Source organism: Enterococcus sp. AZ188 (assembly GCF_050544075.1).
GTDB lineage: Bacteria > Bacillota > Bacilli > Lactobacillales > Enterococcaceae > Enterococcus_D > Enterococcus_D entomosocium.
The window spans coordinates 2,554,105-2,577,883 of record NZ_CP172943.1 but is presented as its reverse complement, the minus strand read 5'-3'; the positions used below and the strand labels follow the sequence as shown (position 1 = coordinate 2,577,883).

The 23,779-nt window shown below is 44.5% G+C and carries 19 protein-coding genes and 1 other annotated feature; of the genes, 13 read left to right on the top strand and 6 right to left on the bottom strand.

All coding sequences use genetic code 11. From position 1 onward, the window contains the following. Positions 1–5 precede the first annotated feature (5 nt). From IGI86_RS12000 to IGI86_RS11960, 9 genes are all read left to right on the top strand, one after another. Complete coding sequence (locus IGI86_RS12000; RefSeq protein ID WP_430617319.1) at positions 6–1,256, top strand: MFS transporter; 1,251 nt, start codon at positions 6–8, stop codon at positions 1,254–1,256. Then, positions 1,253–2,185 (top strand): carbamate kinase, encoded by a 933-nt coding sequence (gene arcC / locus IGI86_RS11995; RefSeq protein WP_005234499.1) that lies wholly within the window; start codon positions 1,253–1,255, stop codon positions 2,183–2,185. The genes IGI86_RS12000 and arcC overlap by 4 nt, the downstream gene beginning before the upstream one ends. A gap of 13 nt (positions 2,186–2,198) precedes the next feature. Next, on the top strand, positions 2,199–3,416 hold the full coding sequence (locus IGI86_RS11990) for a dicarboxylate/amino acid:cation symporter (RefSeq protein ID WP_081343838.1): 1,218 nt from the start codon (positions 2,199–2,201) through the stop codon (positions 3,414–3,416). Positions 3,417–3,464: 48 nt separating this feature from the next. Continuing rightward, positions 3,465–4,526 (top strand): ureidoglycolate dehydrogenase, encoded by a 1,062-nt coding sequence (gene allD, locus IGI86_RS11985; protein ID WP_430617318.1) that lies wholly within the window; start codon positions 3,465–3,467, stop codon positions 4,524–4,526. A 227-nt stretch (positions 4,527–4,753) separates the two neighbouring features. Beyond that, entirely contained in the window at positions 4,754–5,236 is a 483-nt protein-coding gene (gene ssb / locus IGI86_RS11980) for a single-stranded DNA-binding protein (protein ID WP_016613685.1), read from the top strand. Between the two features lie 293 nt (positions 5,237–5,529). Further along, complete coding sequence (locus tag IGI86_RS11975) at positions 5,530–6,240, top strand: gamma-glutamyl-gamma-aminobutyrate hydrolase family protein (protein WP_429967308.1); 711 nt, start codon at positions 5,530–5,532, stop codon at positions 6,238–6,240. Between the two features lie 28 nt (positions 6,241–6,268). Next, positions 6,269–7,912, top strand: a complete 1,644-nt coding sequence (locus IGI86_RS11970; protein WP_420658025.1) for a peptide ABC transporter substrate-binding protein — start codon at positions 6,269–6,271, stop codon at positions 7,910–7,912. Between the two features lie 463 nt (positions 7,913–8,375). Next, positions 8,376–10,130 carry an ABC transporter ATP-binding protein gene (locus tag IGI86_RS11965; protein ID WP_005234510.1) on the top strand — a complete coding sequence of 585 codons (1,755 nt, stop codon included), beginning with the start codon at positions 8,376–8,378 and terminating at the stop codon, positions 10,128–10,130. Next, the gene (locus IGI86_RS11960; protein ID WP_086332607.1) at positions 10,114–11,862 is read left to right on the top strand and encodes an ABC transporter ATP-binding protein; all 1,749 of its coding nucleotides are present in this window, start codon (positions 10,114–10,116) and stop codon (positions 11,860–11,862) included. Before IGI86_RS11965 ends, IGI86_RS11960 begins: the two co-directional genes overlap by 17 nt. A gap of 137 nt (positions 11,863–11,999) precedes the next feature. On the opposite strand, the gene IGI86_RS11955 is transcribed toward IGI86_RS11960, so the two are convergent. Then, the gene (locus tag IGI86_RS11955) at positions 12,000–12,911 is read right to left on the bottom strand and encodes a LysR family transcriptional regulator (RefSeq protein WP_429967307.1); all 912 of its coding nucleotides are present in this window, start codon (positions 12,909–12,911) and stop codon (positions 12,000–12,002) included. A gap of 138 nt (positions 12,912–13,049) precedes the next feature. Beyond that, the gene (locus IGI86_RS11950; RefSeq protein ID WP_429967306.1) at positions 13,050–13,889 is read right to left on the bottom strand and encodes a MetQ/NlpA family ABC transporter substrate-binding protein; all 840 of its coding nucleotides are present in this window, start codon (positions 13,887–13,889) and stop codon (positions 13,050–13,052) included. A 49-nt stretch (positions 13,890–13,938) separates the two neighbouring features. Further along, positions 13,939–14,170 (bottom strand) — a binding site (T-box leader). Between the two features lie 201 nt (positions 14,171–14,371). Between IGI86_RS11950 and IGI86_RS11945 the strand changes: the two genes are divergently transcribed. Next, on the top strand, positions 14,372–14,977 hold the full coding sequence (locus IGI86_RS11945) for a short chain dehydrogenase (protein ID WP_429967305.1): 606 nt from the start codon (positions 14,372–14,374) through the stop codon (positions 14,975–14,977). An 82-nt stretch (positions 14,978–15,059) separates the two neighbouring features. Here IGI86_RS11945 and IGI86_RS11940 read toward each other — a convergent pair whose 3' ends face one another. Then, positions 15,060–15,644, bottom strand: a complete 585-nt coding sequence (locus tag IGI86_RS11940) for an SOS response-associated peptidase (protein ID WP_429967304.1) — start codon at positions 15,642–15,644, stop codon at positions 15,060–15,062. Between the two features lie 219 nt (positions 15,645–15,863). After that, complete coding sequence (locus IGI86_RS11935) at positions 15,864–16,010, bottom strand: hypothetical protein (RefSeq protein WP_005234527.1); 147 nt, start codon at positions 16,008–16,010, stop codon at positions 15,864–15,866. 721 nt (positions 16,011–16,731) lie between these two features. Here IGI86_RS11935 and IGI86_RS11930 point away from each other — a divergent pair. Genes IGI86_RS11930 through IGI86_RS11920 form a run of 3 tightly spaced genes read left to right on the top strand, consistent with a single transcriptional unit; the run spans position 16,732 to position 20,909 of the window. Beyond that, positions 16,732–17,589: a PRD domain-containing protein gene (locus IGI86_RS11930; RefSeq protein ID WP_008379178.1), complete on the top strand. Its 858-nt coding sequence runs from the start codon at positions 16,732–16,734 to the stop codon at positions 17,587–17,589. Continuing rightward, positions 17,579–19,450: a beta-glucoside-specific PTS transporter subunit IIABC gene (locus IGI86_RS11925; protein WP_430617317.1), complete on the top strand. Its 1,872-nt coding sequence runs from the start codon at positions 17,579–17,581 to the stop codon at positions 19,448–19,450. The genes IGI86_RS11930 and IGI86_RS11925 overlap by 11 nt, the downstream gene beginning before the upstream one ends. A gap of 28 nt (positions 19,451–19,478) precedes the next feature. After that, positions 19,479–20,909: a glycoside hydrolase family 1 protein gene (locus tag IGI86_RS11920; protein WP_008379173.1), complete on the top strand. Its 1,431-nt coding sequence runs from the start codon at positions 19,479–19,481 to the stop codon at positions 20,907–20,909. Between the two features lie 117 nt (positions 20,910–21,026). Here IGI86_RS11920 and IGI86_RS11915 read toward each other — a convergent pair whose 3' ends face one another. After that, positions 21,027–22,631, bottom strand: a complete 1,605-nt coding sequence (locus tag IGI86_RS11915) for an amidohydrolase (protein ID WP_008379171.1) — start codon at positions 22,629–22,631, stop codon at positions 21,027–21,029. After that, on the bottom strand, positions 22,632–23,711 hold the full coding sequence (locus IGI86_RS11910) for an ABC transporter substrate-binding protein (RefSeq protein WP_087664999.1): 1,080 nt from the start codon (positions 23,709–23,711) through the stop codon (positions 22,632–22,634). Positions 23,712–23,779: the final 68 nt, after the last annotated feature.

Here is a 23,779-nt window from a genome sequence, read left to right as displayed (position 1 = left end):
AAATCATGGAAATCAGTAACCAGAAAGATGCGGTCAAAGTAAGCAATTCTTACTGGAAAAAAGTCATTGCTATTTTCTTTGTCGGCTGGATTTTAATGTACGCCACACGGACGATCTTCAATCCAATCATGGGTGTGATCGGAGAAGAATTCAATTTAAGCAACACACAACTAGGACTTGCCAATAGTATTTTCTTTTTGACATATGCCGTTGCGCAAATTCCTTTTGGCATCATCGGCGACAAAATCGGTCGCAAATTGGTGATCGCCCTAGGTTTTGTTTTATTGGCGGTGACTACTTACTTCAGTGGGCTAGCCACAAGCTTCGTTTTGTTCTTAGTGATTCGTGCCATTGCAGGGATTGGTCAAGGTGCCTATTACGGTCCGCAATACGCATTGTCTACCGAAGCGATTCCCGACAACAAACGGACCGTCGGAAATGCCATTATCAACAGTGGGATGGCGTTTGGAACGTCTGGCGGGTACTTGCTTTCTAGTAAATTGGTCTTGGATAACGGGGGCCATTGGAGCCAACCCTTCTTCCTAATGGCGTTTCCGACCTTGATTGTCGGTGTCTTGTTCTATTTTGTTTTGAAAGAAAAAGTGATTCGTCCAGAAGATGAAGGACAAGAAATAAAAGAAGAGGGGCCAAAAGAAAAGATTTCCTTGAAGCAGATTTTTTCAAACCGCAATCTCGTGGCAGCCTTTGTTCTATGCTTTACCAGCATTTATGCAAACTTTGTGATTATAACTTGGCTGCCGCAATTCTTGATTGCCGAGCGTGGCTTTGAAGGGGCGAGTGTCGGCTTTATTGCTTCCTTAGTCCCATGGGCATCGATTCCAGGTGCGTTGATTTTTGCTCGATTGAATGATAAAACTGGCGCGACGAAAAAATTAGTCTATTTATTGGTCCCATTGGCGACCCTTTCCGTATTTGCCATTGCCTTTGTAACGGATCGTACCTTATTGATCACTGTTTTGATTTTGTATGGATTGACTGGCAAGCTGGCGCTTGATCCAATCGTCGTGACCTTTGTGACGAAAAACGCACCAAAAGGCGCCTTAGGAACAACCTTGAGTGCCTATAACTTTATCGGGATGTCGGGGTCGATCTTAGCGCCTTATGTTACTGGCTTTTTAGCCGATTCTTTAGGATCGATGCAGGTCGGGTTTTACCTGTCTTGTCTATTACTGCTGATCGGATTAGGTGTTTTTGCCGTATTAGCAAAGGAAAATCAGAAGGAGAGCATAAAATGAGTTTGAATGTGATCGCGTTAGGCGGCAATGCTATTTTAGATAAAGACCCTAGTGATGAAGGACAAAAAGCAGTTGTTGCGCAAGCAGCACGTTATATTGCCGATTTTGTCGAAAAAGGGGAAAAAGTCATTGTTTGTCACGGCAATGGACCACAAGTCGGCAACTTGCTGTTGCAGCAAAAAGCAGGGGAAAGTGAAAAAAATCCCCAATTGAAATTAGACAGCTGCGTGGCGATGACCCAAGGAAGTATCGGTTATTGGCTGCAAAATGCCTTGATCAATGAGTTTGCCACACGTCAAGCACATCCATCGGTAATCTCATTAGTCACCCAAGTTCGTGTCGATCCAGCAGATCCATCGTTTGAGAGACCTTCCAAACCAGTCGGACCTTTTTATAGTGAAGAGGAAGCCAATGCTGCGATGGCAGCCAATGGCGGGGTGTATCAAGAAGACGCTGGGCGTGGTTACCGCAAAGTGGTTCCATCGCCGAAACCGCAAGAAATTGTTGAAAAAGAAGCCATCAAAACATTGGTCGATGCAGGTGTGATCACGATTTGTGCCGGTGGCGGTGGCGTACCTGTCGTTCGCAACGATAATGGGTTTACTGGCGTGGAAGCCGTCAACGACAAAGACTTTACCGCCAGTGTCTTAGCAAAAGATGTGCAGGCCGATCGCCTGATCATTTTGACCGGTGTCGACAATATCTACATCAATTACAATCAGCCGAATCAGCAAGCCTTAGGGGAAATCAGTGTGGCACAAGCCAAGGGCTACATCGAGGAAGGCCATTTTGCAGCGGGCAGTATGTTGCCAAAAATAGAAGCTGCGATTGATTTTGTTGAAGAAGATGCAGCCAGAACCGCGATTATTACCTCAATCGAAAAGTTAGCTGAACTAGATCAGCATACAGGAACCATACTTCGAAAATAAAGAGGGGATCAAAGTGAAAGCAAAAAAACTACCGATGGTGACGCAGATCGTTATTGCCGTTCTTCTAGGGATTCTTTGCGGTTTGTTCTTTGGGCAAGCCGCTTCATTCCTAAAAATCTTGGGCGATCTTTTCTTGCGTCTGATGCAAATGGCGATCCCGTTATTGATCGTTGGACAAATCATTCAAGCAGTTGGGGGGATTGCCCCGAAAGAACTCACTCGTTTGGGTGGAAAAACGATCGCTGTCTTTGGGATTTCCTCCTTATTCGCTGCTGCATGGGGCGTGCTGATGGCGCTCTTCTTTGCTCCAGGCAAAGGGATCGACTTTTCACAAGCTGCCGGCGAACCTCTGCAAGCACAAGAAATTTCTATATCAGAGACTGTGATCAACTTTATTCCCACGAATATTTTCGATGCGTTGAGTAAAGGGTCAATTATTCAAATCATCGTTTTTGGGTTGTTCTTTGGTGTTGCTCTCAATCGCTTTATGCAAAAGAAACCTGAGTCATCTCTTTATGGGCTGATCGTGGATCTAAATGAGGTTGTCATCGCTATCATTCGTTACGTGATGATCGTGGCACCAATCGGTATTTTTGCTTTGATCGCTTCAACGATCAGCTCCCTGGGCTTGCAGATCATTTTGCCATTAGGCAGCTATTTGCTCGTCTACGGTCTAGCCACCGTCACGTTCCTTGGGCTGTGGCTAGTCTTGTTGACCGTGTATTGTCGGATCAATCCGTTACGATTGATCAAAAATATGAAAAATATGTCGGTCATGGCATTGGCGACAACCTCCTCTGCCATCACGCTGCCGATCGCTATGGAAGAATCCCAGAATAAATTAGGACTCAGTAGCCGCATCACCAATTTGGTATTGCCGTTAGGGATGTCTTTGAACAGCAATGGGTCAGCGATGCATATGGCGATTACAGTCATGACGATCGCCCAAATGTATCAAATCAACTTTGACGGGATCCAAATGGTGACGGTAGCTGTAACTGCGACTTTCGTTTCTTTAGCCAATGCAGTTGTTCCCGGAGCGGGGTTAGTTTCCTTGGCAATCATTGTTCCCCAGCTCGGTTTACCAATCGAAAGCATTGCGCTATTTGCTGGTGTCGAATGGTTTGTTGGCATGCTGCGGACGATCTTGAACGTGAACTCAGACGTCTATTCAGCGCTTTTGATCGCTAAGTCTGCTGATGAACTCGATTATCGCGTGTTTAATCAATAAGAGAAGCCGTTGCCAAGCGTGCTTCTCTTTTTCTAAGGAGGAGAAAAGATGGAAGAAATGAGCAGACGTTCTCTGCTGGAATTAGAAGCATTGATGAAAAAGAAACTATTGGCTGCTGGTTTGCCAGAAGCCGCTGCCAGTGAAACAGCGGCGCATTTGACCTTTGCGGATGCTTGCGGGATCCATTCTCATGGTGCCGTGCGGATGGACTACTATGCCGAGCGTTTAGTAAAAGGTGGCATCACGCTGGAACCAAACATGTCTTTTGAAAAAACAGGCGCCGCTACCGGAATTTTCCACGGAGATAACGGCATGGGGCATTATGTGTGCAATGAAGCGATGGCGATCGCCATTCATCTGGCAAAAGAAGCCGGGATCGCTGCAGTAGGAATCGAGCAGACCAGCCATAGCGGGACGATGGCGTATTACGTCAAACAGGCTGCTGAAGCCGACTTAGTAGCGATCGCCATGTGTCAATCGGATCCGATGGCGGTGCCTTTTGGTGGAACCGAAAACTATTTTGGCACCAATCCAATCGCGTTTGCTGCACCACGAGCCAATCATCCACCGGTGGTTTTTGATATGGCGACGACGGTTCAAGCGTGGGGCAAAATTTTGGATGCTCGCTCGAAGAAGCAGCAGATCCCCGATACTTGGGCAGTAGACGAGCATGGCTTGCCTACCACCGATCCCTATGCTGTCCAAGGATTATTGCCAATCGCTGGTGCTAAAGGATATGGCTTGATGATGATGGTGGATATTTTAGCTGGCTCGATGCTAGGCTTGGCTTTTGGTAAACAGGTCACCTCCATGTATGCGGACTTGACGGAAAAACGCCGCTTAGGACAATTCCTTCTTGTGATCGATCCGTCTCGTTTTACGGACACCGAAACCTTCAAGCGAAGCGTCGATCAGATGGTGACTGAGCTGCATGCAATCCCGCCAGTAAAAGGGCAATCACAAGTCTACTATCCTGGAGAGATCAGCCAAATACACTTTGAAAAAGCTCAGCAAGAAGGGGTCATGATCCCCAAAGCGATCATCGATTATCTCGAAAGCGAAACCCTCCATTTTGATCGCTATGGTAGTCAAGATTCCTTTGCTAAATAAAAATCCGCAAAAGGCAGTTGGTTCATAGGGGGATTGAACCAATTGTTTTTTGCTGTCTGGAGCAAAGAGAAGTTTTCAGTCAGAAAATCGCACATTATTGGCAGGATCAGATGAATTCTTTGAGTTGGTTCATTTTGTTCAAAGCATTTCTTAAGCCATTCGACCTTTGATTGCTTGTTTTTTGGAATGTGGTAGAATAGGTCGCATAAGTTAAGATCACTCAAGAAATGAGAGAAAAGCGAGGATGCAACGTGGCAATGAATAAAGTGGTTCTTACTGGGAAAATCGCAGAGATGCCTAGTAAAGAAGCGTTTGATGCGGCGGACGATCAAAGCGTACGTTTTGATCTTGTCATTGTGTCTCAATGGCAAAACAGTGAAGAAGTGCACCATGAATGGTTTGCTTGCGTCATTCATGGAAAGCAGGCAGAGACCTTTTTACGGTATACTCAAAAAGGGGCAAGTATCAAAATCAATGGACACTTGCAAGGCTGTCCTTATGAAACACCAGAAGGTCAGAGACTTTGTGCGGCAGAAGTGGTGGTGGATAGCTTCCAAATCATAGAGTTGGCAGAAGAACCAGCGGCGCCTTTTCCTAAAAAGCGGCCATCGACACTTGATGAAACGACGCAAACAAAGTCGATCCGTAATGAAAAAGATCCCCTAAAAACACAGATGCTGGAGTTTTTAAAAGACAATCGATTATTTTAATGACGAAACATGCGGAAAGCAACGGCTTCTCGCATGTTTTTTTACGTAGAGAAAGTATTGGTAAAATTCAACTATATCTGACTAGCGGTGTTCTTTATTGCTTATCAAAGAGGGGGTTAAATAGAATGGTGATTGTAATAAATGATCGCGAAAGTGAAAATAGTGTTTCACAAAAAGTGCGGATTGGTTTAGAATAGTTGAAACATATCTTGAGAAAAAGAGCGGCGCTTGCCTTGTTCAACTGCTAGATACCGCTTTTTTCTGAAAAAATCGTTAATCAGGGAGGGATGTCGATGGGCAAACCAATTATAGGGATCGCTGCGAATGAAGTGCAAGATGCTGGCGATGTGCTGCATCATTTGCCGATCGCCTACACACCATTAGGGTATGTGCGAGCGATCCAGCAAGCGGGCGGACTGCCATTGCTCGTGCCAATCAGTGAGCCAGCTGCAGCCAAGGACTATGTTTCACAGATCGATAAACTGGTATTAGCTGGTGGACAAGATGTTTCACCCAAGTTTTATGGGCAGGAGGCCCATCAGGCAACTGGAAGCGGCTTGTTGGCACGGGATGAGTTTGAACTAGCGCTGATCGATGAAGCGCTGCTGCAAAAGAAACCAATTTTTGCGGTTTGTCGGGGATTGCAGCTGGTCAACGTGGCATTCGGTGGCACGCTGCAGCAAGACATCAGTACCTTCAGTGAGATCATTCATATGCAGGCGCCGATTCCGAAAGAAGTGCCGACCCATGCCATCGTGACGGCTGAAAAAAGCATGTTGGCTCGTGTTTACGGTCAAAAAACAAAGGTTAATTCCTTTCATCATCAAGCGGTGGATCGATTGGCTCGTCCATTGCAAAAGACAGCTTGGAGTCCTGATGGCATCATTGAAGGCATTGAACACGTGGGTCAGCGCTTGTTGGCGGTTCAATGGCATCCTGACTTTGCCTATGATGCGCTTATACAAGAACAAGAGGTTTTCAAGTATGTCGTTGACGTATTGTAAGAAAGAGGGTCACGCAAGGAGGAGAAAAATGAAAAAGAAAATGATGGGTATCACTGCTTTCACAGTATTGGTTTTAAGTGCCTGCAGTACCACGAGTCCCACGACGGATTCTGGACAGCAAGAGGAGCAAGGAGCCGTTGCGCAAGAAATTCAAGTGTCAACCGCTGGCGCCTTATCAACCCTTGATAGCGGACAATACACGGATGTCAATAGCTCCGATATGATCGGACAAGTGGCAGAAGGGTTATACCGTCTGGATCAAGAGGGGGATCCTGAGCTTGCGATGGCCGCTGAAGAGCCTACGGTATCAGAAGATGGACTGGTTTATACCTTCACCATTCGTGATGCAAAATGGAGCAATGGCGATCCTGTTACTGCGGATGATTTTGTCTACGCCTTTCAATATGTTGCTAATCCAGAGAATGGTTCTAGTAGCAGTAATCAAATGGATGTGTTGAAAAATGGCAGTCAAGTGCGTCAAGGGGACGTTGAGGTGAGTGAGTTAGGTGCAAAAGCATTGGACCAGCAGACGTTAGAGCTGACATTGGCAAGTCCAATCTCGTATCTGGATCAAATTTTGGTCGGGACACCTTTTATGCCAAAAAACCAAGCGTTTGCTGAAGAAAAAGGTGCCGATTATGGGTTATCAGCGGAAAATTTTGTCGGCAATGGCCCATTCTTGATCGAAGGGTGGAACGGGACCAACGAATCATGGACGTTAACGAAAAATCCTGATTATTGGGATGCTGAGAATGTCCAATTGACCAAGATCGACGTGCAAGTAGTGAAGGAAACGGCGACTGGTGTCAGCCTTTTTGAAACAGGAGAACTGGACTACACCACCTTAACGGATACTTACGCGCAGCAATACCAAAACTCAGCTCAAGCCAACTATGTGCCAAAGGCGCTGGTGGGGTATTTAAGTGCCAACCAAAAACGAGAAGTCACAGGCAATGTCAAAGTACGTCAAGCAATTTTACAAGCCATCGACAAAGAGGCATTTGCCGAAAATATCTTAGGTGATGGGTCCACTGCATTGAACGGCTTTGTGCCAAGCAACTTTGCCAAAGATCCTGAAACAGACCAAGATTTTCGTGAAGAAAATGGCGATTTACTGCCGTACGATTTAACAGCCGCACAAGAGCTTTGGGCACAAGCCAAAGAAGAGTTGGGTCAAGACGAAATCACTTTGGAACTGTTGTCAGCAGATACAGCAGCAGCCAAGAAAACCATCGAGTTTGTCCAAGGGCAGTTAGAAACCAATTTGCCGGGATTAACCATCGATGCCAAGTCGATTCCTTTACAAAACCGTTTGGACTTGCAATCCCAAGGTGAATTTGATCTCGTTTTTGGGACTTGGACACCAGATTACGCGGACCCGATCAACTTCTTAGAATTTTATGATTCAACAGGTGGCTTGAATACGTCTGGGTATGCTAGTGAAAGTTACGATCAAGGGTTAGCAGAAGCACGGACGACTTTAGCAAACGACCCAGCTGCCCGTTGGGACTTATTGAAAGAACTGGAAAAACAATTGATCGTTGAAGATACAGCCGTTTTGCCGTTATATCAAGGGGCGGTGGCGTATTTGAAAACAGATCGTTTGCAAGGGGTGCAAGTGTTTCCTTTTGGACGAACAGTATCCTATCGCCTAGCATCTGTCACAGAATAAACAGGTAGTAAGAAAACAGAGGAACTTTTTTTCAACTAAGTGTGCTGATCAAACAGCGTTTGTTGAAGAGAAGGGCATCTGTTTTTTTATTTTAGCCAAAATCGTTGCAACTCTTGGGGTAAAACAGGAATTCGTTTTCAAAAAAAGGTTGTTAAAAAGGGCTGTTTTCACATCTGTGTTTTTAGAAAAGTCAATCTTTTTTAAAGAAAATTAATAAAAGTTGTTGCATTCTCAGAAACTTATCTGTAAAGTGTTAGGTGTAGTCAGCAAAATAAAAAGAGAAGGAGGGATTACGATGCAAAAAGTATTTGATAAAAAAACAACCAAATTGAATAAAGTGAATCCCTCATTCGGTAACCATTAGTGTACAGATAATGTCTATAATAACGACGTTTATGCTCTGTCCTTTTTCCGAAGGGACAGAGCTTTTTTGTGTACTTTTTTAGAATGTGAGGGATAAAACATGAAGTATGTATTAAAACAATTAACAACGTATTTTAAAGAACATAAGGTGCGCTATACCTTCGTATTCGTCTTTATGGTGATTGCTAGTGCGATGTATGTCGCACCAATCTATATCTTGCGCTTATTCATTGATGCGCTGATCCAAGATAATTTTGATTATTCGGTACTGGTCCAATACGTGACCCTCTTTGCCGGAGCTATCTTGTTAGGATATCTGGCCGAATTTGTTTGGACGTTTAATTTATTTATTGGTTCCTACGATTTGCAAAAACAATTACGGGAACAATTGATGAGCCACTTTCTTAAAATGGGGGCGCCGTTTTACCATCGTTTCCGAACAGGCGATTTAATGACTCGTTCCAGTGACGATGTCCAAGTGATGGGGATGACCGTTGGGTATGGACTGATGGTTTTCTTAAATACTAGTTTGTATCTAAGTTTTATCGTAGCGATGATGGCTGGGACGGTTTCTTGGCTATTGACCTTGATTGCCTTGATTCCAATGCCGCTTTTAGCCTATTACATTTTCAAATGGGGCTCACAAGTCGATAAGGCGTTTACGGAAGCGCAGAATTCTGTTTCTGAGATGAATAGTGAAGTGTTGGAGATCATTGATGGCATTCGGGTCGTCCGAGCTTATGGACTAGAAGGAGCTACCACTGAACAGTTTCAAAAGAAAACACTGGAAACAAGAGCAAAAAACAATATCGTTTCTGAGATCGATTCCCGTTTCGGGCCGCTGATTACCATCATCTTAGCGATCAGTTTTGTGATGAGCTTTGGTGTCGGGGCGTTTCTTGTTGCCAACCAAACAATCACCATCGGTGCGATGGTCTCTTTCCAAGTGTACTTGACAATGGTCGTTTGGCCGATGATCTCAGCAGGAGATCTTGTGAATGTGATGCAACAAGGTGCCGCATCCTGGCGTCGGATCAATGAAGTGCTGCAGACGGGTGATGAATTAGAAACTCCTGGTGAAGCCGACCTGCAAGCCATCAATACGATCCGTTTTGAAGCATACCATTTCCAATACCCACAAGCAGCTCGTTATGTGTTAGAAGGACTGGATTTGACGATCACTCGTGGAGAAGTCTTAGGGATCGTTGGGAAGACCGGTAGCGGAAAAACGACGCTGCTAAGACAATTCGGTCACCGCTATCCATACTCTGATCAAGTACCCTTGATTAACGAGCAGCCGTTGACGACCTATCAAACAACAGCAGTGCGCAACCACTTTGCAGAAGTGCCGCAAGAACATACCTTGTTTTCACGAACAATTCGCGAGAACTTGCTATTCGGACAGCCAGATGCTTCCGAAGAAGTGTTGTGGGAAGCACTGGAAGCCGCTTGCTTTAGTGAAGACATCAAGCGGATGCCAGAAGGGCTCGAAACGGTCGTCGGTGAGAAAGGCGTTTCCCTGTCTGGTGGACAAAAACAACGCTTGTCCTTAGCACGGGCGTTTTTACGAAACAGTGAAGTCCTCTTACTGGATGATGCCCTTTCGGCAGTTGATGCCAAAACGGAACAAGCCATCATCACGAATTTGAAAACGATGAAGCAGGCACCGACCTCCATCATCGTGACCCATCGATTGTCCGCCATCACCGAAGCGGATCAAATCATCGTCTTAGAAGACGGACGGATCACACAGCGTGGTACCCATCAGGAGTTGATCGAAACGCCAGGCTGGTACCAAGAACAGTATTACCATCAACAGTTAAAGGAGGACGATACAAGTGTTCTCAACGATTAAGCGTTTGCTCACGTATTTGAGCTATTATAAAAAACAATTTACCGTGGGCGCAATCTTGCTGTTGTTGGCAGCAGCGCTCGAACTGACTTCACCACTGATTGCCAAACAGCTGATCGACCGAGTGATGACACCGGCGGTTGACAGCAGAAACCTAAACACGATGCTTTTGATCCAATTGCTCGCTGGGTATTTGCTGGTCAATTTGATTGGTTCCCTCTTTCGTTATATCAGCTTGCTGCAATTGCGAAAAATGTCCAACAGTATCGTCAAAAAAATGCGGGATCAGCTTTTTGACCATATGCACAAATTACCGGTTTCTTACTTTGACCAGATTCCAGCCGGCAAGGTCGTCGCACGGATCACGAATGACACCGAAGTCTTGCGGTCTAATTTCTACGTGATCGTGATCAGTAATTTGTTAAGCAACATTATCCAAATCATTGGTGCGTTTATTGCATTATTTCTTTTGAACCGCACCTTAGGAGCAGCGATGCTGATCCTGATCCCGATTTTAGGAATTTGGCAGCATTTTTACACCAAATATGCCTCTCGTTACAATTTAGCAATGCGGGAATATATCTCACAAATCAGTGGGCAGTTAAATGAATTTGTCCAAGGAATGGCGATCATCCAAGCCTTCCAACGAGAAAAGCAGTTGCAGAAAGAATTTAATGAAACAGTAGAGAAATGGTTCAAAACTGGACGTAAATACCTCTTACTCGATTCAAGTATCGCTTGGGGATTAGGCAATTTGTTGCGAAACTCAACGATCTTGATTTTGATCACGACCTTGGCCGCCTTTTTCCTTGATGGCCGCTTGGCGATCTCAGCAGGCTTGCTGTATGCCTTTATTGATTACATCAACCGCCTGTATGATCCCATCGAAGGGCTTGTCCAAACCATCACCAATGTGCAGCAATCATTGGCTGCCGGACAGCGGGTCTTTGAGTTTGCTGATCAGCCGGTTGAAAAACAACAAAGTGAGCAGCTGACTGTCACGAATGGCGATGTTTCTTTCCAACAGGTGACCTTTGGCTACGATCCTGAGCAAGCGATCTTGCACGATATCAACTTTGACGTTGCCGCAGGAGAGACCATTGCTCTAGTCGGTCATACTGGTTCTGGAAAATCGAGTATTTTGAACCTGTTGTTCCGTTTTTATGATCCGCAGCACGGAAAAATCGTTGTGGATGGACAAGTGATCGCTGATTTTGATCGTCATAGTTTAAGAGATTCAATGGCGATCGTCATGCAAGATCCCTATCTATTTACTGGAACGATCGCCAGCAACATCGGAATGAACGATCCAACGATCACCGAAGCGATGATTATCGATGCCTTGAAACAAGTCGGCGCTGACTACCTTTTGAGCCGCTACGAAAAAGGCATCCATCATCCAGTCGTTGAAAAAGGCAATGAGTTTTCTAGTGGAGAACGCCAGCTGATCAGTTTTGCCCGTGCATTAGTGTTTGATCCGAAAATCTTGATTCTGGATGAAGCGACGAGCCATGTGGACACTGAAACAGAATCCATCATTCAAAAGGCGATGACCATCTTGCAAAAAGGACGGACGACCTTTATGATCGCTCACCGTTTGTCAACGATCAAACAAGCAGATCAAATCTTGGTCTTGGATCAAGGGAAGATCGTGGAACGGGGAACCCATTCGAGTCTTGTCCAAGGGCAAGGAATCTATCAGCAAATGTATCAAATGCAGGCAGAGCAGCTGTAATCAGCGGTGATTGCCGACAATGTTAACCGTAAAAGAAAATCCTTGAGCCTCCTGCATGGGAAGTGGCTCAAGGATTTTTTATATAATGCGAAGGAGCAGCCAATCATCTATGGGGAGTTGGAAGAGGAGGCCTTCGCTTATATATCACTAGGAAAAGCTGTAAGATGATGCCGTAATTTTGCTAAGAAACGCTCGCCGATCACTGATAACGGGCGATCGTTCTTTTTAATGAGGATGATCTCACCCTCGGACGCGTCGATCAAAGGAAGAAAAGCCAAGCCTTGGCGTTCTGGTTGGGCAACGATCCCCGAGCCGGTTCCATAAAGATCCGTCTGTTGTAATAGCTGGACCATCGTGCCTCGATCGCTGACATGCACCACTTGAGGGCTTTGAGCGAAATCGATCAAATCTTCTGAGAAGAACGAATAGCGTTCATCTTCTTGCAAAAAGCGTACTTGTGGATAAGGGGCGAGATCTCTTAAGGAAAGCTGCCTTTTTTCTGTCAAGGGATGAGCTGCTCGCAAAAAGACATGGGGGCGAAACCGTCCCAACGCCTCGAAGGACAATTGGGCGCCTTGCAGCAGTCGTTCCAATCCTGCTTGGTTTTGCTCATTCAAATAAAGGATCCCAAATTCACTTCGATATTGTTGCACGTCCGTGATCACCTTTAAGGTCGTGGTTTCTAATAAGCGAAACTGGCGGCAGTCGGGAAATTCCTGCAGCAGCTCACTGAAAATTCCAGCCGTGAAATCATAGTGCTGGCTTGCGATAGCGAAGGTTTGACTCGCTGCTTGCTTGCTGGAAAAACGCGTTTGCAGCTGCGCCACTTGACTCAAGATCGGCTGGGCATGGTCTAGAAATTCCGAGCCTTCGGCAGTCAAGTGGGCGCCTTGATTCGTACGCTCGAAAAGCTGGACCTCCAATTCTGTTTCCAACTCTTTCACGGCTTGGGAAAGACTTGGCTGCGAAAGATACAGCCGTTTGGCTGCTTCACGAAAACTTCCATGGTCAGCGATCGCTTGCACGATGCGCATTTGTTGAATATTCAATTTTTGACCTCCTTTACAAAGATTCAGACGGGGAATGGTCCACTAATCAATAGTAGTCATGTCTTTTCCTTCTATAGTAATAGAAGCTTCTTTAAAAAATACGACGACAGTTGCTGCTTATTGCTACTTTTCAAGCGGTCATTGCAATTCCTCAGGAATAAACCAATAACCCGTTTGATTCTCTTCTGCCAGCAGTTCTTTAAAGGCTTCAGAATGATAAGCTGCCACCACTGCCTGTGCCCAATCACTATCTTTATTGGCTTCTTTTACCGTTGCCACCAGTTCATATTCTTGCAAAATGTCTTCACTTAATAGGCTTTCCTCTGCAGCGATTCCAGCACTATAAACGATGCTGCCGGGAATCACCGCATAGTCTAAATCTGCTAAGCTGCGGGGGATTTGGGCAGAATCCATCTCGACGATGTCCAGGTCATAAGGATTGTTAGTAATGTTTCTCAAAGTCGCGTCAATGGGCGCCACTTCGGGGTCAAGTTCGATCCAGCCGGCTTTTTGCAGCAGCAACAGGGCACGGGCACTATTTGACGGATCATTGGGGATCCCGATGGTATCGTTTGCTTCAATCGCTGCTAAATTGTCCTTTCTGCCAGGATACAAGCCGGCTGGAACGGTAGGAATCGGTGTGATACCCACTAAATCGGCATCCGTGTTTTCATTGAAGTTTTCTAAATAGGCGGTGTGCTGATCGACGTTTAAGTCGATCTCGCCATCGTTCAATGCAATGTCCGCTTCCAAGACCCCAGTAAAGCCAATATCCGTCACAGTATAGCCAGCTTCTTCTAAAATCGGTTTGATTCCTTTGAGAAACAGTTCGCTGTAAGGCCCTGGTGTCGTCCCCAATCTGATTTCTGTCTGCTGTTCCTCGGCATTTCCCGTTACTTCTTCTTGATTGCCACAACCGGCAAATAAAACTAAGGACAATAAACCAATGCCCACACCCAATCGAATCTTTCGTTTCATAACTTTTCCTCCTTTTTTATAAAAAAAGCCTTCCCAAAGAATAGTCTTTGGGAAGGACGATCATTTCGCGGTACCACCTTCGTTTGTTTTTTGCTGAAACAAAAAACCTCAGTCAGTTCATCAAATAAACTGCATTGCGCTATCGGGCTTTCTCCGTCGGGGATTGTTCGTCCACGAATGCTCAAAGGTCATTTTCGGATCGTCTTCCTTACTCGTTTCCACCAGTTCCGAGTTCTCTTGAAAGAAAGGGGGGATCGTACTCTTCTTCTCACAGCATGTGTATGAAATTAGTAGTATCTTAGAACAAGATGAGAAAGTTGTCAATTGCTTTCGTGATAGGTGATTCCAATCACTACGCAGGTAGTAGGGGAACAAATGGACAAGGGCAAGAATAGACCTAAAAAGCAGGAAAAGCAGATGAATGGTCGAAATCGCTTGGTTGGGTTAGAATCGAAACACAAAACAAAAAAAGAGGCGAGCAAATGAAATTACTTTTGATTGGTCATACCGACACACTTGGGCAGCTTTTAGTTGAAGGCTTTCAGCAGCTACCAGAGGTGGAGCTGATCACGGCTAGCCGTAGCAGCGGCGATCATCAAGTCGAAATTGCGGATGCAGACAGTGTCAGCCAGCTATTTGCAGCCACTGGGAAAGTGGATGCCATTGTTTCCGCTGCGGGAAGCACAGTGTTTAAACCCTTTGAGGAATTGACGCCAGCAGATATTCAACAGTCGGTGGCTTCGAAGCTGCAAGGACAAGTCAACCTTGCGTTGATTGGCCAGCATTTTCTCAATGAAGGTGGCAGTATCACGCTGACTTCTGGAATTATCAAAGACGAATTTATCCCAATGGGCACGCCTTCAGCACTGGTCAACGGCGGTTTAGAAGCCTTCGTGGCATCGGCAGCTTTTGAGATCGGTCAGGGGATACGAATCAATGCAGTCAGTCCCAATGCGCTTGTGGGCTCTTGGGAAACCTTCGCCGATTCTTTCAAAGGCTTTATTCCCGTTGGTGACGCACCCGTTTTTGCAGCGTATCAAAAAGCAGTCTTTGGAATCATGACTGGCAAGACCTTCACCGTTTATTAAGAAAAAGCAGAAGTAGAAAAAAACCGCCAAATCAAAGCTGACTTGGCGGTTTTTGTTCTGCTGAAAAAGAAGTAGCAAACAGTTAAGAAGAGAGCAATTGGGTTTTCAGCTTGGGCATTTCTGCTTTGAGTTGTTGGCGAGCAAAAGCCAAGTCATTGATCCAAGAAGCAATCGCTTCTTTTTCTAAGAACAGAGGCATTCGATCATGGACTGGTTCAACAGAATCGTTCGCGGCAGTCGTTAGAATGATTGATTCGGTTTCGATCTGATCCTCTTTTTGAAGGATGCGATAAAAACCAGCAGCATAAATCACGTGATCTTGCGAAAAGAGGAACTTTTCCTTTTCATGATTCCATTCATAGAAACCAGACATCGGAAAGACACAGCGATGCTCTTGGAAAGGCTTGCGAAAAGTCGGTTTTTCTTCAACAGTCTCAGAACGCGCATTGATCATCAAATGCCCTTTTTTAAAGCCGGTAAAGCCCCATCTTGTCACACCGGCTACAACTTGTTGTTGTTGATTTGCACCGATGGTTACGACGTGATTGGAGGGGAAAACATCATTGATAGCGACAGTCTGTTGGCGCTTGCGGGCTTTCGCCGCGGCTTCTTGATAATATTCTGACAATTCGCCAGTTGATGGATCAAATAAGTATCGGCCGCACATGGACAGGTCACTCCTTTTTTTGGATTGGCTGGTGCCTTTGTTTCAGTATAAAGACTCAAGGCGTCAAAACCAACTAACTTGCTTCACAGCGTGATTCGACAAGGAAAGGATAGGGACGGTTATGTAAAAAGTTAGTACCGCGAAAAGAGTTAAAAGAAATCAGATAACAAAAAAAGGCAGTCACCTACTGAGGTTGACAGCCTTTTTTATTCTAGTTGGTTAGCCAATTTTTTTAACTCTCCCGCCGATTTTATTTGCGAAACGTTCAGCATCTTCTCTGCAAGTATAGGTCAATGCAATTGTTTTGTCCCGTGTTCTTTTTCCTTCGGCGGTTAGATAACCATGAAAGATTTTAATCGCATACAATCGATAAACACCTCCTTATCCTTCGTAATAATAACAAATTTACCGCTTACATTCAAGAGATATAGTAAAAGTTTATTTTTTGTTAGTTATTTTATTAAGAAATTGTTCAAACGCTTAAGAAAAGATTGAGAGATAAAGGGAGGAGGTGTGGAATAGACCAATGCGCATTTGAAAGGAAAGACGAAGGAACCTAGATGTATAAAGTTACTGCTACTTGCTTTCCAGCATAGAAGGACAAAGAATGAAAGCTGTTTTGTTTTGAAATTTAAACAAATAGACCAATCGAGGAATAGCTAAGATAGGTGTCAAAAGTAGAGAAGAGAATCTATTTTTGTATTTGCGTGTTATTGAGACATTTTCCCCTCAAAAAATGGTTTGTAGAAAGAAACGATGATTCAAGCGCTGCATAAGCACGAAGATTGTTGTTTATTGTGCCGGCAAGTTGCTGGTTTGGGGATTAAAAAAAGCAAAAGTTGTTCTTAAAACACCAGTCTGACAAAAATAGCTTTTGTGAGAAGCTCAACGGTGGCTTAGCGATCGTGTGAAAAAATTTAAGGAAGCGATTGACAAGTTTTTTTTGAAGTGCTATGATACCGATGTAATTAGATAACGGTTACAGAAGTGCTGTGACCAAGAGGCGTGTTACTGTAAGAAGGCAAACCTCATATTCCACCAAGGGTGGAGTATGAGGTTTTTTAGTGTTTTTAAGGTGGAGGAAATCATGAAAATAAAGAAGTTTTTAAATAATAATGTTGTCTTACTAAAGAAAGGCAGCAATGAAATTATCGGATTTTCTACAGGCATCAGCTTCAATAAGAAGGTAGGAGATGATGTAGAAGAACAAGATTTTGAAAAGATTTTTGTATTGGATACTCACGCAATGTTGGAACATTTTAGCTATCAATTAGGAAAATGCGATCCGAAATACGTAGCGATCGTTGCTAAAATCGTGGCTTATGCCAAACAGAATTATCGCTTAGCAGTCAGCGACTATATTTATTTGACTTTGCTGGATCATATTGATTTCACTGTTCATAGGATCAAGCAGCAAATGACTTTTCATAGTCCTTTGCAATGGGATATTCGGCGATTTTATCCCGATGAATATGCCATTGGGGTGTATGCTGTCCAGCTTATGGAGCAAGAACTAGCGATCGATGTACCAACAGAAGAAGCGATCTCCATCGCATTGCATTTTGTAAATGTCCAATCACAAAAGAAGGATATGGCGGTTACCAATCAAATCGCGAAATTTATAGAAGACGTACTGACGATCGTAAAGTATGAGTACAAACAAAATTTTGATGAGAATAGTTTCCATTATTCTCGCTTTGTCACGCATCTGCACTATTTTGCACAAAATGTGATCAATCATACACTTCCCAGCTATGAAGCGTCGACGCTCTATGCACAAATTGAGAAGATGTATCCGCAAGCGTTTCACTGTGTGGAAAAAATCAAGGTTTATATCAAAAATACGTATGATATCAGCATCTCAGAAAATGAAGAAATTTATCTATCACTCCATATCCAGAAATTGACGGAACAAGGAGAAAGGGAGAAAAACAATGGACTATAAAAAACTAGCCAATGAAATTTATGAAAATGTCGGCGGTGGTAAAAATATCCAGCACGTGACCCACTGTGCAACAAGACTGCGTTTCACGCTGGCCGACGACAAAAAAGCTGACAGTGAAGCAATCAAACAGTTAAAAGGAGTGACTGGACTCGTTCAGGGAAATGGTCAATACCAAGTGATTATTGGGCCAGATGTATCGAGTGTATACGCTCAACTACCGACGACAGAAACGACGGCTGATCAAAGCAGTAGCGATCAATCGATCATCTCACGACTCCTTGACTTTATCGCAGGCTGTTTTACACCGATGATTGCAATCATAGCAGCTGGAGGAATGCTGCAAGTGGTCCTTTCACTATTGGAGTTATCAGGAATTTTAGCTGCAACTGACGATACGTATCTCGTATTGTATCAAGTATCGCAAGCAGCCTTCTTTTTCATTCCCGTTTATTTAGGAAATTCTGTGGCCAAACGATTGAAAATTGATCCTTTCTTAGGAAGCTACGTCGGAGCGATTTTTGTGATGCCAGGATTGACGGCCCTTCTTAGCCAAGAAGGAGGAATCACATTATTTGGATTGCTCGTACCGAATGTGAGCTACAATGCCTCCGTTTTGCCAGTTTTATTAAGTGTCTGGGTTATGTCTTATGTCTATCGGTTCGCCGATCGGATTTTACCGAACAGTGTCAAATTTATTCTACGTCCATTGATCGCCATCATCGTGATCACACCGCTGGCTCTATTGCTAATCGGACCATTAGGTGTGACGATCGGCAACTATGTGTCACAGTTTTTGAACTACTTAACAAACAATTTTGGTCCGTTAGCCGTCTTGTTTATGGGTGCCTTTGCTCAATTGCTAGTAATGACGGGCATGCACACGACGCTGACCCCTATTTTATTAACTTCTTTGGCAACGTACGGGTATGATGATTTGATCGTCCCTGGTATGCTGCTTGGATTGGCTGCCGAAGCAGCGATTTGTTTAGCGGCTGGAATCAAAGCTAAGGATACGGAATTTAAACAAGTGAGTTTTTCATCGGCAATTACTGCCTTGATGGGTGTGTCTGAACCTGCTTTGTACGGAGTAACCTTACGTCTGAAAAAACCGATTGTCGGAATGATCCTTGGGGGTGCTGCTGGGGGACTTTATTTTGGTTTGATGAAAATCAATACGCCAGTAGTCATTGCTTCATTTGTGGCGCTTCCATCATACAGCAGTGTGTTTCATGCGCTGATCGGCTCGTTGATTACTTTTGCGATTGCCTTTGCTTACACCTGGGTCATGGTCAAAGATGCAGATTTTCCTAATAATAATCAGCCGCAAGCAGTCAAATCTGGAGCGCAAGATGTGACAGCCAAAGCAACTGATGTTTCTTCTGAAACGAAGAAAGAACAATCAGCGATTGAAAAAATTGTATTATCACCTTTAAAAGGAACTGCCGTTCCATTGACAGAAACCAATGATCAGGCGTTTGCTTCATTGGCATTAGGTAAAGGAATTGCTGTTAAGCCACAAGATCAACAGGTGATTGCCCCATTTACGGGACAGGTTTCTGCCGTTTTTCCAGGAAATCATGCGATTGGACTTACCAGTACCGAGGGGATTGAACTTCTGATCCACATCGGTATTGATACGGTGAATATGCAAGGAAGTGCCTTTGAACGACTAGTCAATGAAGGTGATCAAATCACTATGGGAGAAACATTATTGCACTTTGATGCAGAAAAAATCGCTCAGGCAGGGTATGAAGATACCGTTATGATCACTGTTACCAATACGGCAGACTTCTTAGATGTTGTGGCACTTGCCCAACATCAAGAAATTAAAGCTGGCGATCAGTTATTAGCCATTTTTTAACCATTAGAAAGAAGAAAGGATGACAGCAATGAGTTTCCCAAAACATTTTTTATGGGGCGGCGCTTCGGCGGCAAACCAATATGAAGGCGGCTATAATGAGGGCGGAAAAGGGCTCGCTTGTGCTGACTTGATCAGCGGTGGCAGCCATACGACTTCTCGGAAAATCACAGCAAAAATTGAAGAAGAGTTGTTGTATCCAAGCCACGAAGCAACTGATTTTTATCATCATTATCAAGAAGATATTGCATTGTTTGCAGAAGCTGGATTTAAAGCTTTCCGCATGTCTATCAACTGGACCCGAATTTTTCCCAAGGGCAACGACGCTGAACCGAATGAAGAAGGCCTGGCCTTTTATGATCGCGTGTTTGACGAGTGTCGGAAGTACGGGATTGAACCAATTGTAACCATTGCTCATTTTGATGTTCCCGCATATTTGAGCCAAGAATACAATGGTTGGGCGAGTCGTGAAGTGATCGACTTTTATGCGAGATATGCGGCGGTGTTGTTGGAACGCTATCACGAAAAAGTAAACTATTGGATCACTTTTAATGAAATCAACACGGCCACCTTAAGTATCGGAAACTTTTTATCACTGGGACTGCAAGTTGGTGAATCTGAATTTATCAATCAGCCGGATAATCTACAGCAACGCTACCAAGCCCTGCATCATCAATTTGTTGCCAGTGCAAAGGTTGTCGCTTACGGACATGAGCATTATCCAGACCTGAAAATCGGCTGTATGATTTCTTATATGCCACGCTATCCTTATACTAGCCATCCAAATGATGTATTACTAGCCAAACAAGAAGAAAATATGCACTCGAAATTTTGTGGCGATGTGCAGGTCACAGGGAAATATCCTTATTATGCAAAGAAATATTTTGCTGATCATGGCTTTGCAATCGAGTTTGCACCAGAAGATCAAGCGATCCTAGCTAAGGGAACAGTGGATTACTACACGTTTAGTTACTATCTAACACTTTGTGTCTCTGCAGATGAGAAAGTTACCAAAAATGGGCACAGTATGATTGGCGGTTCAGGCGTAAATAATCCTTATCTAGAGCAGACGGAATGGAATGCGATGATTGATCCAGTAGGATTGAGAATTGCGTTGAATGATATTTATGATCGCTACCAACTGCCATTGATGATCGTGGAAAATGGGATCGGGGTTTCAGAAACTGTTGCTGAAGATGGACAGATTCATGATGATTATCGCATCGATTATTTAGAAAAGCATATTGCTGAAATGGAGAAAGCCATCGATGATGGTGTCGAGTTGATTGGTTACACGATTTGGAGTGCCGTTGATATTGTCAGTGCTTCTACAGGAGAAATGAAAAAAAGGTATGGCATCATTTTTGTGGATAAATATGACGACGGGACAGGGACTTTAGATAGAAAGAAAAAAGACAGTTTCTATTGGTATCAAAAAGTGATTGAACGAAACGGCTTATGATTAAATACTCCAGTACTTGCGGTGTACAAGTGCTGGAGTTTTTTTGCGTATCAATTTCAGCGCGTACAAAACAAAAACCACGCGTAAAACACGCGTGGTCCATATCAGGGGTTCATGTTAGTTGCCCCAATAAACAAATCGTCCATCAAATACGGTGGCTTCAACGGTCGTTTGAAGCAATTCTTCGGCAGTTAAAGGCAAGATGTTTTGTGACAAAATACAAAGATCGGCTAAACAGCCAACTTCTAATTGACCGATATCTTGCCGACTCAAGGCTTTGGCGGCGCCTGCGGTGTGGGCATAGAGGGCATCGGCGATGGTGATTTTTTCCTGTGGCATCAATCCGCCTGCTGGCTGGCCATTTTTTTCTTGCCGAGCAACCGCATAATACAGCGAGTCTAAAGGGGTCACGTCGATCACGACCGGCGTATCAGTCCCAAAAGCCAAGGTGGCACCTTGCTCTAGAAAGGATTGAAAAGGAAACATTTGACTGGCACGCTGAGGTCCTACTTCTTCATCGAGGGTCTCATAACCGACTAATAGATGGCTAGGCTGTACGGAGAGTACTAGTTGTTCTTGGCGAACTAGTGGCAAATCGGCGGCATCCATCACTTCCAAGTGTTCCAAGGTATTGGCTTTGCCTTTAGAAAGCGGGTGAGCAGCAGCACTTTCTTGATAAAAGAGGAGTGCTTGTCGAATCGCTTCATCACCGATGGTATGGATGCGCATCGGCCAGTCTTGCTGGTTAGCTTGTAATATAAAGCGGCGCATCCGTTGAACATCGATCAACGGCATCCCGACATCACCAGCAAAATACGGTGTTTCATATTCCGCTTTTAAAAAAGCCGTGTGCGTACTCGTCACGCCGTCAAAAAATTGTTTGACGCCGCCCATTTGTACTTTTTCGGAGCGATACGTACGGTAAGTTTCTTTTAGTTGCGTGATGTCTTCTCGCATGGCTGGATAAAAGACAGCGCGCAAGGTCGCTTCTGCTTCCGTTTGTCGATAAAGATTGGGGTAGACCAAATCGTCCCAGCTTTCTCCTGTCAAGGCAACATCGCCGATCGTCGTGATGCCGTATTGATTGAGCTGTTTCATATAGGTCAGAAAAGCAGCAGAGCTTTGCGCTTGGAATGACTGTAAGACCTCTGCTAAATAATGAATGGCGATCGCTTCTAAAAAGCAGCCGCTTAATTGTCCGCTGTTTTCGTCAAGCAATGCCTCCCCGCTGATCCCCGTTGGCAAGTTCTCAGGTGTGATCCCTAAAGCAGCGATCCCTTGGCTATTTAACCAAATGCTGTGGGCATCACCGGAAATCAGCATGACAGGCGTGTCGGCACAATAGTTGTCGATCGAATCTTTCGTTGGGTAGACTTGCTGACCGAAATCACTGCTGAACCAGCCGATGCCGATTTTCCATCCATGTGTGATGGGCAGCGCGGGCACTTGCTGGGCAACGGCTTCTTCTGTCACTCCCGTAAGATGGGTCAGTGCCCCTTGATGGAGTAATGCGGAAAGATAAAAATGAACATGAGCATCAATAAAGCCCGGGATGATCATTTGTTCTTTGAGATCAATGACCTGGGTGTCTTCAGCAAGTGTTGGCAGCGCTGAAAGAGGACCCACAGCCGTGATTTTCTGGTCTTCTATCAGGAGAAAGCCCGCAAAAGTCGTTTTCGTTTTGGTATCAAAGATGTGTTCAGATTTTAGTAATAGTGACAATTATAATCCCAACTTCCATTCAAGGAAAAGGTCGTTATAAAGCTCAACCGCTTCTTTTCCTAAGTATTCATAATGTTCCATTTGTTCCATCGCACTTGGCTCAGGGTAGAAAGCCTTGTCAGCAGTAAGTTCTACTGGTAGCATGGCTTTGGCCGTTTCACTCGGCGTGGCGTAGCCCACGTATTCGGCATTTTGTGCGGCATTTTCTGGGCGCAGCATAAAATTGATGAAGGCGTAGGCTCCCTCAAGATTGCCAACGGTTTTCGGGATCGCAAAATTGTCTGTCCAAATCGCACCGCCATCATTGGGAACGATATAGGTGACGGCAGGATTTTCCGCCATCACATAAGCGGCATCGCCCGAATACCCGATTCCTAAAGGGGCATCGTTGTTGATCATCAAGGTTTTGATCTCGTCGGTCAAAACTGCTTTGACGTTGGGGCGGATACTTTCCAGCTTCTTCAAGGCTTTGGCGACTTTGGTCGGGTCTTTTTCATTTTGGGAAAGACCGAGCGTCTGTAACGCGATTCCTAAGGTTTCGCGAGCACCATCCACCATCAATACATCATTTTTAAATGCAGGGTTCCATAAATCCCCCCAGCCATGGATCGAAGAAACATCGACTTCTTCAGTATTTGCCATGATCCCGATCGTGCCCCAAAAATAGGGGATCGAATAGGTATTGTTTGGATCAAAGGCTTGATCCATCAAAAAAGGCGACAGATCTTCCGTTCCCGTCAATTTCTGATGATCTAAAGGCACTAACAGTCCTTCTTCGATCATTTTCGGAATGATCGATTCGCTAGGGAAAACCAAATCATAGCGTGAGCCGCCTTGTTTGATTTTTGTTTCCATCGCTTCGTTGGAGTCAAATGTATTATAAATCACTGAGTAACCAGTCTCAGTTTCGAATGTTTTGATCAATTCGGGGTCAATATATTCGCCCCAATTGTAAATAATCACTGTATTTTTGTCGGACGACGTTGCTGCCCCCGATTCTTTCGTTAACACCGAAGCACCGAAAAACAGCAATGCGGTGATGCCGATCACACCGCCAAAAAATACCCACAACCTTTTCAATTCATCAATTCCTTCTTTCTTTACAATTTCGTATTTCTTGAGTAGCGTAATTGATTTTTAAAGAAAAG